The following is a 13,670-nucleotide window of genomic DNA, read 5'->3' as shown; positions in this document are numbered from 1 at the left end:
GTCCGCCCGGGGCGCGCGGGCCGGCGGTTCCATCAACCAGGTGGACGGCGTGGGCGGTTCGGCCCGCATCGGCGAGGACGGTTCGGGGACGGGGGCGGGAGCGCCGTGATGGGCTTCTTCAGCCGGTGGTGGCGGAAGCCCGCGGGGCAGGACGCGTCCCATGCGCGGGTCGGGCGTGATCTCTACCAGTTCAGCGACATCGGGACGGTGGTCCTGCCCGAACAGCGGCCCCCGGACCCGACCGACGACGAATACCAGGCCGCGTACACCGCCTACGCCAAGCGCCTGCGCGAGCGGTACGGGCGGCTGGACCTGGAAGTCCTGACACCGCTCAACGAGCAGGGCGAGCACCCGGTGGTGGAGCTGCGGGAGGTCTTCGTACCGCAGTCGGTACGAGCGGATCCGCCGCCCGTCGAGCTGCCGCGCGAACTGCTCCAGCGGCTGGCGGACGCGGGCGCGGCGGCGGACGCACTGGCGCTGCCGCCGGGGATCGACCGTGAGGCGGTCGATCGCGTCCGCCAGGCGTACGAGCAGCGTCCGGCCCGCCCCGTGCTGGAGGTCGTGGCCGACCCGGAGCACGACCGGATCGTGGTGCTGGGCGACCCGGGCGCGGGCAAGTCGACCCTGGCCCGCTACCTGGCGCTGGCGCTCACGGCGGAGGGCGGGCCGGTGGCGGGCCTGGAGGCGCTGCACGGCCGGCTGCCGCTCGTGGTGGAGCTGCGGATCTACGCGGAAGCGGCCTGGCGGGACCGCTCCTTCGAGGACTTCCTCGGCCACCTCCACGAGGACGAAGGGCTGGGCCTGCCGCCCCGCATGCTGGCCGACTGCCTGGCCGGGACCGGACCGCGCCAGGTGCTGGTGGTCTTCGACGGCCTGGACGAGCTGTTCGAGAAGGGGATACGGGACGCGGTCGCCCGCCGTATCGCCGGGTTCGCCGCGAAGTACCCGGCGACCCGGATCGTCGTCACCTCTCGCCGCGTCGGCTACCAGCGGGCGGTGCTGGACGGCGCGGGCTTCGCCGACTTCCTGCTCCAGGACCTGGACCGGGAGCAGATCGGGGCGTTCACCCGGCGGTGGTTCACCCTGGCCTGCCCGGACGACCACGCGAACGCCCGGAAGCTGGAACAGCGGGTGCTGACGGCGGTCGACGGCTCCGCCTCCGTGCGCTCCCTGGCGGGCAACCCGCTGATCCTCACCATCCTGGCCATCATCGGCCGTCGCCGCGAACTGCCGCGCGACCGCAAGACGGTGTACGAGCACGCGGTGGCGGTCCTGGTCGAGCACTGGGACCTGGACAAGTTCCTCAAGGACAGCCGGGTCGAGGAGCATCTGCCGTACCTCGGCACGGAGGACAAGCTGGAGCTGCTGCGGCTGGTGGCCAGGCGGATGCAGGAGGGCGAGGCGGGGATCGCCGGCAACCACATCGCGGGCTTGGACCTGATCGCCGCCTTCGAGGGGTACCTGAGCGACCGGTACGCGCTCCCGCCCGACCGGGCGGCGACGGCCGCGCGGATCATGGTGGACCAGTTCCGGTACCGCAACTTCATCCTGAGCCGGTTCGGCGGCGAGGTGTACGGCTTTGTGCACCGCACGTTCCTGGAGTACCTGACGGCGACGGACCTCGCCCACCGCTTCCAGAGCGAACGCAGCCTGAGTGAGGAGGAGTTGTACGAGGCGTACGAAGCCCACTGGCAGGACCCGGCCTGGCACGAGATCCTGCTGCTGCTCACCGGGCTGCTGGATGAGCGGTTCGCGGGCCGCGCGATCGACCGGGTCCTGACGGCGCGGCCCTTCGGGGCGCGGGCGGTGGCCGGCAATGACAGCAGTTTCGCCGAGACCCTCTTCGCCGCCGAGTGTCTGGCGGAGGTGCGCAAGCCGGGATTGGTGCAGCAGCAGGCGATTCGTCTGGTGACCCTGCTCATCAAGACGATGGAGGTACACAGAAGCTGTGGCGCTCACTGGTACGCCGCCAACGGCCTCCTGGTCCGCACAGGCCCGGCGTTGCGGTCCCTCGGCCCGCACTGGGCCGGACGGCGGCTCTTCCTCGACTGGCACCAGGAAGCACAGCACAGGTTCGACGAAAAGTACGGCCTCGGCGCGATGGCAGCCAGCGTAGCGGTGGCACTGTGCAACGACGACGAGGGCCATGCGGAGGCGTCACTCATCGACCTGGCAGGGAACGCGAACTCCCTCGACACCCGCCGTCGGGCCATGACCTCGCTACTCGCCCGGGCCGGCAGTCAGTCGCGCGACCGGTTCCAAGCTCTTGCGCTACGCCTGGCACAAGACGACCCGGTCCCGGAGATGCGCTCCTTCGTCTTGGAGTTGCTGGCCGTGCGCTTGCCCGCGGTCCCCCTGCCACCAGAAACCCTTCCCCTGCTGCGCGGCCGGGCCGAAGACGACGAGTCCGCGGCAGTCCGCCAGGCGGCGCTGCATGTGCTGGTGTCCACCAGCGTGACGGGCCCCGACCAAACCGCGGCGCTCACGTTCCTGCGGTCTCGGACGCAGGAGGGCTCAGACGAGACACGACTGGCCGCCCTGGCCCTGCTGAAGGACCACGATGTGGAGGCGGTCGACCAGATCGCGATCTTCGCTCGGCACAGCGAGTCCGTCGAGGTCCGGCGTGCGGCCCTGCATGATTTGGCTCGCTGCGCCATCGCCTTGTGGGATGAGCCGAACTCCCGGTGGACCAATGCGCGGATCGCGGAGTTCGTGCGCGAGCGCGCCGTTGCGGACCAGGAGCCGGAGGTCCGCGTCGCCGCCCTTGAAGCACTCTCCGGGCCCTACTTGCTGATGGATCGCCCCGCGGCCGTCGAGTTCTTCCGGAACCGCGCGGTGCACGACCCGGCAGCCGAGGTGCGGAGCTCGGCCCTGGGCGATCTCTACTTCGCCTCCGGCGGCGACTTCGACCAATGTCCGTTCGTCATCGAACGCATCCGCCAAGAGTCCGAGCCCGGAGCCCTGGCCCGGGCCATCCATATGCTCTCGATGTGGATGGCGGACCCGGGCTGGGACACCTACGCGGACGGAGGAAGGGCACTCCTCATCGACCATGCCGCCCGACACACCGCTCCCGAGGTCCGGGCGGCGGCTGTGGCCGCACTGGACGTCATCGACGCCCCCACAGCACGCCTGTTGGTCCGGCTGGCCCGCGAAGACGCGTCCGAGGCCGTGCGCACCGCAGCGGTCGAGGCCCTCATCGGGTACCCGGACTGCGACACCCTGCTCACCGACCGGGCCGCCCACGACCCCCACCCCACCGTCCGCCGCACCGCCCTCCTCGCGGCCGTCCGCCACGCCCCCGACGACTCCGCGACCCTCGCCCTGCTCGCCGACCGCGCCGCCCACGACGGCGACGACGACCTGCGCGAGTGGGCGCGCGGCCTGCATGACGCGCTCAAGCCGGAGTGATCCGCGCTCAGTCCAGCCGGACCGCGCCCCGCACCGGGTCCCTCAGGTCCGTGCCCCCGGTCAGCCAGCGCTCCTCCAGCGCCGACGCACCGTGCACGCGCTTCCACGCGGCCTCGTTCGGGGTCATCGGGAGGAGGGGCAGGAAGTGGACGGGGTCCATGGGGTCGGCCAAGGCCAGGTCGGCCACCAGAGCCCCCGGTTCGCCGACCAGGACGGAGGTGAAGGGGGCGGACGGCCACAGCGGCTCGCCGGTGTCCAGGGACGCGCCGGGGGCGACCACGACGCCCTCGACCTGGGGGGAGGCGGCGAGGACAGCCAGGGGGCGGAGCACCTGGTCGGTGTCGGCGCGGCCGGCGCGCAGGGTGAGGAGCAGTTCGGCGCGCGGGCCGCGGACCGGGTCGGCGAGCGCGGCGGTCGGGTCGGTCATGGGTTGGGCGGACATGCCGAGGGTGGCGTAGCGCACCAGCGCGCCGCCGCTGCCGCCGCCGTCCGCGTCGGTGTCCACCGCCGGGAAGCGCAGGACTTCGACGCGGTCGGTTCCCAGGAAGGTCACCGAGGCGCGGGCGTCCGGCTCGCCGAGGGCTTCGCGCAGTCTGGCCTCGACCAACTCCAGAACTTCTGCCATGCGGCGAGCATAGAACGCGTAAGGAACGGGCAGGCAACGGGATTGGGCCTTGATCGGCTGCTACCCTGGCGGTCTGGTCGGGACGGCATGCCGGGCACGCCCTCCGGTCCCGACGAGTGAAGACGTCCCTCACGGGGGACCGGCCGGAGGAGGTGGGGCTGCGATGGGTCGAAGTCGATCGTGCAGTACCAGCGGCTCTTCCGCCCGGGTCCGCTTTCGCTGACCCAGCCCCGCAGACTCTGGTCCGCAGACCCTGCTCCGTAGCCCCTGATCCCAGATCCGGTCCCGCCGAGGGATCGGGGAGCCGCGGACGGGAATCGCGGACCGGGGGGGGCCGCGGACCGGGGAATTCCCCGCCCCGCTCGGGGAAGACGAGTCCTGACCCCGCCGGGTCCGGGCTTCCGGGCCCGCGCACCACGTGACCCGCCCCGTACAGAGCTGTACGGCTGACGGCGTACGAGGCGCACGCGTCCCGGGTCTCGCGCTCACGCGGCACCCCGCCGCGTACACCGTGCGAGGCGCGCACGACGGAAGAGCAGCACACCGGCCCCGCACACCCGCCGGACCGGTTTTCGCCAGTCGCAGCAGATGCCTGCTGTAGCGAACGTCTGTAGCGAACGCCGTCATGCGAGACCCGCGGTGCCGCCCGCTTTGCGGACGTCAGTGATCTGCCCGTCGTGACCGGTGGTCAGGGATCGGACGCCCTCGTTCCGGGCTGTGCCACGCCCCGCCGACGGCCCCTTTCGTGAAGGAGCCCGCCATGTCGATGATCCGCGACCTGCGCGCAGTCGTGCGCCCCTCCCTGCGCCGGAGCGGCCAGGGCCCGTACAACGGGTACAACTCCTACGACGCCACCCGCGACCCCTCGGCCTCCACTGCGGTCGTGGACTGCGCCGCCTACCGCGACGGGCGGCGGCAGCCCGGGGAGAAGTGCCTGACCCCCCGCGAGGCGATGCGCCGGGTGCGCGACGACGGCGGATTCGTGTGGATCGGGCTGCACGAGCCGACGGAGAAGGAGTTCGCCGGGATCGCGGCCGAGTTCGGGCTGCACCCGCTGGCCGTCGAGGACGCCGTGCACGCCCACCAGCGGCCCAAGCTGGAGCGGTACGACGACACGCTGTTCACCGTCTTCAAGACCATCCACTACGTGGAGCACGCCGAGCTGACCGCGACCAGCGAGGTCGTGGAGACCGGCGAGGTGATGTGCTTCACCGGCCAGGACTTCGTGATCACCGTCCGGCACGGCGGGCAGGGCTCGCTGCGCAGCCTGCGCCACCGGATGGAGGGCGAGCCGGAGCTGCTGGCCAAGGGCCCGTCCGCCGTGCTGCACGCCATCGCCGACCATGTGGTGGACGGTTACATCGCGGTCGCCGACGCCGTGCAGACCGACATCGACCAGATCGAGATCGACGTCTTCTCGCCGCCCGCCAAGGGCAGCACCCGCGGCGCGGACACCGGGCGCATCTACCAGATGAAGCGCGAGATGCTGGAGTTCAAGCGGGCCGTCACCCCGCTGCTGCGGCCCATGCAGTTGCTCAGCGAGCGGCCGATGCGGCTGGTGGACCCCGACATCCAGAAGTACTTCCGGGACGTGGCCGACCACCTGGCCCGGGTGCAGGAGCAGGTCGTCGGCTTCGACGAGCTGCTGAACTCCATCCTCCAGGCCAACCTGGCGCAGGCGACCGTCGCGCAGAACGAGGACATGCGCAAGATCACCTCCTGGGCGGCGATCGTCGCCGTGCCGACGGCGGTCTGCGGCGTGTACGGGATGAACTTCGACCACATGCCGGAGCTGCACTGGCGCTACGGCTATCCGATGGTGCTGGTCGGGATCATCGGCGTCTGCCTGGCCATCCACCGCACGCTCAAGCGCAACGGCTGGCTGTGAGCCGACGGGCGGGAAGGGCCCGGGGATAGGCTGCCGGGCATGACGGACACGCCGACGCCCACCCCCTCGCCCGAGCTGCTCGACCGGGCCCTGGCCGAGGAGGCCACCAGGAAGTCCGGGCTGATCTGGGTGCGCGGCTCGGGTCCCGCGCGGGCGCTGTGGCACGTCTGGCACGAGGGTGCGGCGTACGTGGTCGGCGACGGGCCCGGCGAGCAGCCGCTGCCCGGACTGGCGGACGGCTCGACCGCCGAGGTCACGGTGCGCAGCAAGGACACGGGCGGCCGGATCGTCGGCTGGACGGCCGAGGTGAGCGAGCAGCCGCCCGGCTCTGAGGGCTGGCAGGCGGCGGTGGGCGAGCTGAAGGGGAAGCGGCTCAACGCCCCGGACGCCGAGACGATGACCGAGCGGTGGGCGCGCGAGTGCCGGGTGCTGCGGCTGGCCCCGCGTGCCGTCTCCGCCGCGCCGCCGGACGGCTCGCGGGCCGCCGTACCGCTGCCGTCCCCGGCCACCACCCGCCGGCCGGTCCCGCCGGCCCTGCCCCGGCTGCTGTTCCGCAAGCGGAGGAGGCCGTAGGTACGCGGTCAGCCCGTGGTGCGCGGGAGCTGGCGGCCGTAGTCGACGGACTCGTCCTCGCCCGGCTCCTCCAGCGGGAAGTCGGTGTTCCAGTCGGAGAGCGTGACCACCCCGGCCTTGCCGCCGCGCACCAGCTTGAGCGGGTACGGCTTGCCCTCCAGGGAGACGTCCAGGGTGCCGCCCTCGCCGCCCGCTCCGCCGGCGACCTTGATGGTGCGCACGCCGCCGATGCTGTCCCGGTCGCCCTTGTGCAGGTCGCCGTGGAGCTCCAGCAATCCGCCCAGCAGGGTGTTCATCTCGGTGAAGCCGCGGAGCTGCTTGTACGAGGGGTCGTCCTCGGGCACCTTCACGTACTTGCCGCCGAGCTTCTCGGCCGCCTCCCGGTCGGTCTGCGAGGGGCTGCCGGTCCCGTCCTCGCCGTGCGTCCAGAAGTCGGCGTCCGCCTTCAGGTACATCACGTCGCCGACCCGCAGCAGTTCCAGGGTGGTGTTGGCGGTGGCCACCGACCCGGCCGCGCCGGCCTCCTTGAGCCGCATGTCCAGCTTGTAGGTGCCGCCCTTGCTGACCAGGCTGCCGGCCAGCCGGACCGCCCGCGCGCCGCCCACCGCGGTGCGGGCCTTGGTCTCGATCTGCCCGGCGGTCAGCCGGCCCACCCCGTTGGTGCCGGCGTCCGGGTCCGGCGGCGGCTCCTCCGCGCAGGCGGTGAGGACCGCCGCGAGCCCGGCGCACAGCGCCACGGGCAGCGCGGCCCGGCGGGCGCGCGGAACCGGGGGGAGGGTCGTCAACACTCTGCCTCTCGTCACGGACACCGGGCACGCGGGGAGGCCCGGCCGGGCGCCGCCACCAGGGCACGGCCCCGCGCGGGGGCTGCCACGAGGGGCGGCAGACCGCAGCGTACCGGTGCCGCGGCGGCGCGCCGCCGGGGGCCGTACGGACGCCCCGCCTGGGCGGCCCGCAGCCCCAAGGGCTAGCCTGAACCGCACGGACCTGTGGGTTTCAACGGCGTGCGTCGGTACTCCCGGCGAAGGACGCGCCCGACACGGAGGGAGGCGCGGAGCATGGCCGCGGGCGCTCCTCGGATCTTCGTGTCGCACCTGGCCGGCGTACCGGTGTTTGATCCCAACGGCGACCAGGTGGGCCGGGTGCGCGACCTGGTCGCGATGCTGCGGGTGGGCCGCCGGCCGCCGCGGCTGCTGGGCCTGGTGGTCGAGGTGATCGGCCGGCGGCGGATCTTCCTGCCGATGACCCGGGTGACCGGCGTGGAGTCCGGCCAGGTCATCACCACCGGGGTGCTCAACGTGCGCCGCTTCGAGCAGCGGCCGACCGAGCGGCTGGTGCTGGGCGAGCTGCTGGACCGCCGGGTGAAGCTGGTCGAGGACGACGCCGAGGTCACCGTGCTGGACGTGGCCATCCAGCAGTTGCCGGCCCGCCGCGACTGGGAGATCGACAAGGTCTTCGTGCGCCGGGGCGGCGGCGGGGCGCTGCGCCGCCGGGGCGAGACGCTGACCGTGGAGTGGTCCGCGGTGACCGGCTTCACCCTGGAGGAGGAGGGCCAGGGCGCGGAGAACCTGGTCGCCACCTTCGAGCGGATGCGCCCGGCCGACCTGGCCAACGTGCTGCACCACCTCTCCCCCAAGCGGCGCGCCGAGGTGGCCGCCGCGCTGGACGACGACCGGCTGGCCGACGTGCTGGAGGAGCTGCCGGAGGACGACCAGATCGAGATCCTCGGCAAGCTGAAGGAGGAGCGGGCCGCCGACGTGCTGGAGGCGATGGACCCGGACGACGCGGCCGACCTGCTCTCCGAGCTGCCCGAGGACGACAAGGAGCGGCTGCTCACCCTGATGCGCCCGGACGACGCCGCCGACGTGCGGCGGCTGCTGTCGTACGAGGAGCGCACCGCGGGCGGTCTGATGACCACCGAGCCGATCGTGCTGCGCCCCGACGCCACGGTGGCCGACGCGCTGGCCCGGGTGCGCCGCCAGGACCTCTCCCCCGCGCTGGCGGCGCAGGTGTACGTGTGCCGGCCGCCGGAGGAGACGCCGACCGGCAAGTACCTGGGCACGGTGCACTTCCAGCGGCTGCTGCGCGACCCGCCGTTCACCCTGGTGTCGGCGATCGTCGACACCGACCTGGGGCCGCTGGCCCCGGACACCCCGCTGCCGGTGGTGACCTCGCACCTGGCCGCGTACAACCTGGTCGCCGCCCCGGTGGTGGACGACAGCGGCTCGCTGCTGGGCGCGGTCACCGTGGACGACGTGCTGGACCACCTGCTGCCGGACGACTGGCGGGAGACGGAGTTCCACGCCCAGGAGGAGGACGGGCCGGGCTTCGGCCCCGGTCTGCCGTCCGCGGGAGGCCGGCCGGACCCCGCCGGATCAGCCCCGTCACCGGAGGTGGCCCGTGGCCGCTGAGCGCACCCCGCAGGAGCGGCCCGGGCCGCGGATCCGGCTGGACCAGCCGCGCGAGCGGCGGCCCCGGCTGCTGCCGACGTACGACCCGGAGGCGTTCGGGCGGCTGTCGGAGCGGATCGCCCGCTTCCTGGGCACCGGGCGGTTCATCGTCTGGATGACGGTGGTGATCATCCTGTGGGTGGTGTGGAACGTCTCCGCGCCCGCGCACCTGCGGTTCGACAACTACCCGTTCATCTTCCTCACCCTGATGCTGTCCCTCCAGGCGTCCTACGCGGCGCCGCTGATCCTGCTGGCGCAGAACCGCCAGGACGACCGGGACCGGGTCAACCTGGAGCAGGACCGCAAGCAGAACGAGCGCTCGATCGCCGACACCGAGTACCTGACCCGGGAGATCGCCGCGCTGCGGATGGGTCTGGGCGAGGTGGCCACCCGGGACTGGATCCGCTCCGAGCTGGAGGACCTGGTGCGCGACCTGCGCGAACTGGAGGACCTCAAGGAGTACAAGGACCTCAAGGATCTCGATCGCGCCGCCGACGAGCGGCGCGGGGTATTCCCGTCGGGTCGTTCCCGGGCGAGTGACGAAGGCGACCGCTGACGGGCTTTCCGGCGGAGGGCCGCAGCGCCGTACCATTTGCCCATGGCTACGGAAGACGCGGTGCGCGAAGCGCTGGCGACGGTGAACGACCCTGAGATCAACCGGCCTATCACCGAGCTGGGCATGGTCAAGTCGGTGGAGATCGGCGCGGACGGGGCGGTCGCGGTCGCGGTCTACCTGACGGTCTCCGGCTGCCCGATGCGCGATACCATCACCGCGCGGGTGACCGAGGCGGTCTCCCGCGTCGAGGGCGTCACCACGGTGGCGGTCGAGCTCGACGTGATGAGCGACGAGCAGCGCAAGGAGCTGGCGGCGGCGCTGCGCGGCACCACCGCCGAGCGGGAGGTGCCGTTCGCCAAGCCCGGCTCGCTGACCCGGGTGTACGCGGTGGCGTCCGGCAAGGGCGGCGTCGGCAAGTCGTCCGTGACGGTCAACCTCGCGGCGGCGATGGCCGCCGACGGGCTGAAGGTCGGCGTGGTGGACGCCGACATCTACGGCCACAGCGTGCCGCGGATGCTGGGCGCGGACGGCCGGCCCACCCAGGTCGAGAACATGATCATGCCGCCGTCGGCGAACGGCGTGAAGGTGATCTCCATCGGCATGTTCACCCCGGGCAACGCGCCCGTGGTGTGGCGCGGCCCGATGCTGCACCGGGCGCTCCAGCAGTTCCTGGCGGACGTGTACTGGGGCGACCTGGACGTGCTGCTGCTGGACCTGCCGCCGGGCACCGGCGACATCGCCATCTCGGTCGCCCAGCTCGTGCCGAACGCCGAGATCCTGGTCGTCACCACCCCGCAGCAGGCGGCCGCCGAGGTCGCCGAGCGGGCCGGCTCGATCGCGGTGCAGACGCACCAGAAGATCGTCGGCGTGGTGGAGAACATGTCGGGCCTGCCCTGCCCGCACTGCGACGAGATGGTGGACGTCTTCGGCACCGGCGGCGGCCAGGTGGTCGCCGACGGGCTGACCCGCACCACCGGCGCGACCGTGCCGGTGCTGGGGCAGATCCCCATCGACGTACGGCTGCGCGAGGGCGGCGACGAGGGCCGCCCGGTGGTGCTGTCCGACCCGGACTCCCCGGCCGGCGCGGCGCTGCGCTCCATCGCGGGCAAGCTCGGCGGCCGCCAGCGCGGCCTGTCCGGCATGTCGCTGGGCATCACCCCGCGCAACAAGTTCTGACCCGGTCACGGCGAAGGGGCGGTCCCGTGCGACGGGACCGCCCCCTTTCGCTCGCCCTGCCGGCTCAGGTGTACGCGGCGAGGTCCTCGACCACGGCGAAGCCCAGGCCGTAGGCGCTCATGCCCCGGCCGTACGCGCCGAGGTGCGCGCCGCCGGCGGTGGTGCCGGCCAGCACCCAGCCGAACTCCGACTCGCGGTAGTGGAAGGGCACCGGGACCCCGTCGACCGGCAGCGTCAGGGTGGTCCACTCTGGGCCGCCGAGGTCGTCGGCCAGGGCGAACGCGGCCTCGGTCTGCTGCTCCAGCCAGTCGTCGCGCAGCGCGTGGTCGAGCTGCGGCGGCCAGGTGTAGGCCAGCAGGCCCGAGCCGGCCAGCCAGGCGGCCGAGGAGACGCTGGTGGCGTCCAGCACGCCGGTGCCGTCGCCGGTGCGGCGCACCGGGCTGGCGGCGACGGTGACCACGGCGGCGAACCGCTCGTCGTCCGGTCCCGAACCGTCCGGCCTTATCGCCGGCTCCTCGCCGTGGCCGGTGGTGCCGTGCTGCACCGTGCCGTCGGCGGAGACGCCGACCTGCATCAGCCAGCGCGGGCCGGTGAACGCCGCGTCCAGGCCGTACCAGGGGAAGGCGGCCCGCACGAAGCCGTCGGCCACCTGCCGGCGGGCGGCCTCGACCCCGGCGGACGCGGCTGGTTCGGGGCTGGGGGTGGGTCCGGGCGCGGGGCCCGCGGTCCCCACCCGACTCGTCGTCTCCATCTGCCCGGCCGCCTCCTCGTTCCGTGGAGTCCGGCGCGGACCGTCCCACGGGGGGACTCGCAACCGGACAGATGGAGAGGATAGCCACCCGGGGCGGGCGGATACCGGAAGGCCGGGCTGCGGGCCTGTCCCGGGCCGCGCCCGCGGCGGGCCCTAGGTGGCGTCGGAGTCGAACGGCGGGCGGTCGCCGCCGGCCGGCGGGTCGGTGCGCTTGCGCAGGTCGGGAGCGCCGGAGCTGCCGTTGACGGCGGCCGGGACGGACGGCTCGGAGGCGGGGAGGCCGTTGACCGCGTCGGCGACGTCGCCGATCTCCTTGCGCAGGTCGAAGCTGCTGCGGACGTCCTTGAGGTCCTCGTTCTCGGAGAGCTGCTTGCGGATGAACGCCTTGGGGTTGAGGTCCTCGAACTCGAAGTCCTTGAACTCGGGGCCCAGCTCGCTGCGGATGTCGTGCTTGGCGTTCTCCGAGAAGTTGCGCACCTTGCGGACGAATCCGGCGACGTCCTGGATGACCTTGGGCAGCTTGTCCGGGCCGAAGATGAGCACGGCGAGGACCACGAGCACCACCAGCTCCAGCGCGCCTATGTCGTTGAACACCGTGCCGCTCCTCCACGAAGGTCCGCCGGGGCCGCCCCGGTCCGGTTCCGGGGCACGCCGGCCCGGTCCACGGTACCTGCCCGGGCCGCCGCGGCGGTACCGGCCGAGGGGCCCGGGGTCCCAGGGCCCGGGACTCCGGGGGTCCGGACTCCCGAGGTCAGTCGGCGGCCCGGGGTCAGCCGGCGCCGGGGGTCAGCCGGCGCCGGGGGTCAGCCGGCGCCGGGGGTCAGTCGGCGCCGGGGGTCAGTCGGTGGCGGAGCCCAGGGTCAGGGTCCGGGTCTCCTCACGGCCGTTCCGCTCCACGGTGAGGCGCAGCCTGTCGCCGGGACGGTGGGCGCGGATCTTGACGATCAGCTCCTCGCCGCTGTGCACCCGCTCGCCGTCCACCTGGGTGATCACGTCTCCCGGGCGGACGCCGGCCTTGGCGGCGGGGCCGCCGGGCACCACCGACGCCGCGCCGTCCTGGCCCTTCTCGCCGACCCGCGCGCCGTCACCGGTGAACTTCATGTCCAGGCTGACGCCGATCACCGGGTGGGTGGCCTTGCCGGTGTTGATCAGCTCCTCGGCGACCCGCCGGCCCTGGTTGACGGGGATGGCGAAGCCGAGACCTATCGACCCGGCCGGGCTGCGCTCGGTCCCCGGGCCGCCGTCGGCGGCCCGGATGGCGCTGTTGATGCCGATGACCCGGCCGCCGGAGTCGACCAGCGGGCCGCCGGAGTTGCCCGGGTTGATCGGGGCGTCGGTCTGAAGCGCGTCCACATAGGAGACGTCGCTGCCGTCCTCCTCCTCGCCGCCCGCGGTGATCGGCCGGCCCTTGGCGCTGATGATCCCGGAGGTCACGGTGTTCTGGAGGTCGAAGGGGGCGCCGATGGCGACCACCGGGTCGCCGACCCGGACGTCGTCGCTGTTGCCCAGCGGCAGCGGCTTCAGCCCGGACACGCCCTTCACCCGGATCACGGCCAGGTCGTAGCCGGCGTCCTTGCCGACCAACTCGGCGGTGGCGCTCTCGCCGCCGCTGAAGGTGACGGTGATCTGCCCGGAGCTGCCGGAGGGGTCGACCACATGGTGGTTGGTCAGGATGTGGCCGCGCCGGTCGAGGACGAAGCCGGTGCCGGTGCCCTGATCGCCGTCGCCGCTGACGTGGATGGTGACGACGCCGGGCAGCGCGCCGGCCGCGATGCCGGCGACGCTGTCCGGCGCGCGGCCGGTGTCCCCGGGGGCCGCCTGTGGCAGCTCGACGGCGGTGATCCCGCCGGTGCGCTCCAGGTACGCGCCGACCGCGCCGCCGACCACCCCGGTGAGCGCGGCGAGCGCCACCGCCGCGGCGATCCACGCCACCCGCCGCCGCCGGGGGCCGCCCGGTGCGCCGGGGCCGCCCGGTGCCCCGGGGCCGCCCGGGTGCGTGAGCGGCTCCCGCGCCGCCGCGCCCGGGGCGCCCCACGGGTCGTAGCGCACCCAGGGCGCGGCCGACCGCTGCGGCACCGAACCGGGCGGGACGGCGGGCCGCGGGACGGGCCCGTGCTCCGGCTGCCGCGGTACGGGGTGGGGCGGCGCCGGCGCGGGTGCGTACCCGGGAGCCGGAGCCGGTACGGGTGCGGGGGCCGCGGCGGGGGCGGCCGCCGGGCGCTGCACGGAGGGTGCGGGCG

At 73.6% G+C, this 13,670-nt stretch carries 11 protein-coding genes; 6 read left to right on the top strand and 5 right to left on the bottom strand.

Annotated elements, in window-relative coordinates; translation table 11 throughout:
* Positions 1-108 precede the first annotated feature (108 nt).
* Entirely contained in the window at positions 109-3,411 is a 3,303-nt protein-coding gene (locus C6N75_RS04165) for an NACHT domain-containing protein (RefSeq protein ID WP_105867469.1), read from the top strand.
* Positions 3,412-3,418: 7 nt separating this feature from the next.
* On the opposite strand, the gene C6N75_RS04160 is transcribed toward C6N75_RS04165, so the two are convergent.
* A complete protein-coding gene (locus C6N75_RS04160; RefSeq protein ID WP_105867468.1) occupies positions 3,419-4,036 on the bottom strand; it encodes a suppressor of fused domain protein in 618 nt (205 codons plus the stop codon).
* Between the two features lie 760 nt (positions 4,037-4,796).
* Here C6N75_RS04160 and C6N75_RS04155 point away from each other — a divergent pair.
* Positions 4,797-5,924, top strand: a complete 1,128-nt coding sequence (locus tag C6N75_RS04155; RefSeq protein ID WP_105867467.1) for a magnesium and cobalt transport protein CorA — start codon at positions 4,797-4,799, stop codon at positions 5,922-5,924.
* A gap of 39 nt (positions 5,925-5,963) precedes the next feature.
* Positions 5,964-6,497 carry a hypothetical protein gene (locus tag C6N75_RS04150; protein ID WP_105867466.1) on the top strand — a complete coding sequence of 178 codons (534 nt, stop codon included), beginning with the start codon at positions 5,964-5,966 and terminating at the stop codon, positions 6,495-6,497.
* 8 nt (positions 6,498-6,505) lie between these two features.
* Here C6N75_RS04150 and C6N75_RS04145 read toward each other — a convergent pair whose 3' ends face one another.
* Positions 6,506-7,282: a hypothetical protein gene (locus C6N75_RS04145; protein WP_105867465.1), complete on the bottom strand. Its 777-nt coding sequence runs from the start codon at positions 7,280-7,282 to the stop codon at positions 6,506-6,508.
* Positions 7,283-7,555: 273 nt separating this feature from the next.
* Here C6N75_RS04145 and C6N75_RS04140 point away from each other — a divergent pair, with 273 nt between their 5' ends.
* Genes C6N75_RS04140 through C6N75_RS04130 form a run of 3 tightly spaced genes read left to right on the top strand, consistent with a single transcriptional unit; the run spans position 7,556 to position 10,679 of the window.
* A complete protein-coding gene (locus C6N75_RS04140) occupies positions 7,556-8,908 on the top strand; it encodes a magnesium transporter MgtE N-terminal domain-containing protein (protein WP_181160333.1) in 1,353 nt (450 codons plus the stop codon).
* Positions 8,898-9,503 (top strand): DUF1003 domain-containing protein, encoded by a 606-nt coding sequence (locus C6N75_RS04135; protein ID WP_105867464.1) that lies wholly within the window; start codon positions 8,898-8,900, stop codon positions 9,501-9,503. The genes C6N75_RS04140 and C6N75_RS04135 overlap by 11 nt, the downstream gene beginning before the upstream one ends.
* Before the next feature lie 42 nt (positions 9,504-9,545).
* Positions 9,546-10,679 carry an Mrp/NBP35 family ATP-binding protein gene (locus C6N75_RS04130; RefSeq protein WP_105867463.1) on the top strand — a complete coding sequence of 378 codons (1,134 nt, stop codon included), beginning with the start codon at positions 9,546-9,548 and terminating at the stop codon, positions 10,677-10,679.
* Between the two features lie 64 nt (positions 10,680-10,743).
* On the opposite strand, the gene C6N75_RS04125 is transcribed toward C6N75_RS04130, so the two are convergent.
* The 3 genes from C6N75_RS04125 to C6N75_RS04115 all read right to left on the bottom strand — a co-directional run.
* Positions 10,744-11,430: a hypothetical protein gene (locus C6N75_RS04125; RefSeq protein WP_105867462.1), complete on the bottom strand. Its 687-nt coding sequence runs from the start codon at positions 11,428-11,430 to the stop codon at positions 10,744-10,746.
* 153 nt (positions 11,431-11,583) lie between these two features.
* Complete coding sequence (locus C6N75_RS04120; protein ID WP_105867461.1) at positions 11,584-12,024, bottom strand: sec-independent translocase; 441 nt, start codon at positions 12,022-12,024, stop codon at positions 11,584-11,586.
* A gap of 243 nt (positions 12,025-12,267) precedes the next feature.
* Positions 12,268-13,670, bottom strand: a 1,403-nt coding sequence (locus C6N75_RS04115; protein WP_105867470.1) for a S1C family serine protease, incomplete at its 5' end; no start/stop codon positions are given.

This window comes from Streptomyces solincola, assembly GCF_002982015.1.
GTDB lineage: Bacteria > Actinomycetota > Actinomycetes > Streptomycetales > Streptomycetaceae > Streptomyces > Streptomyces solincola.
The sequence above is the reverse complement of the archived record's forward strand: the minus strand, read 5'-3'. Positions and strand labels throughout refer to the sequence as shown.

Coding starts and splice junctions, on each gene's coding strand:
- C6N75_RS04165 (WP_105867469.1), top strand. CDS start 109: ATGGGCTTCTTCAGCCGGTGGTGGCGGAAGCCCGCGGGGCAGGACGCG.
- C6N75_RS04160 (WP_105867468.1), bottom strand. CDS start 4,036: ATGGCAGAAGTTCTGGAGTTGGTCGAGGCCAGACTGCGCGAAGCCCTC.
- C6N75_RS04155 (WP_105867467.1), top strand. CDS start 4,797: ATGTCGATGATCCGCGACCTGCGCGCAGTCGTGCGCCCCTCCCTGCGC.
- C6N75_RS04150 (WP_105867466.1), top strand. CDS start 5,964: ATGACGGACACGCCGACGCCCACCCCCTCGCCCGAGCTGCTCGACCGG.
- C6N75_RS04140 (WP_181160333.1), top strand. CDS start 7,556: ATGGCCGCGGGCGCTCCTCGGATCTTCGTGTCGCACCTGGCCGGCGTA.
- C6N75_RS04130 (WP_105867463.1), top strand. CDS start 9,546: ATGGCTACGGAAGACGCGGTGCGCGAAGCGCTGGCGACGGTGAACGAC.
- C6N75_RS04125 (WP_105867462.1), bottom strand. CDS start 11,430: ATGGAGACGACGAGTCGGGTGGGGACCGCGGGCCCCGCGCCCGGACCC.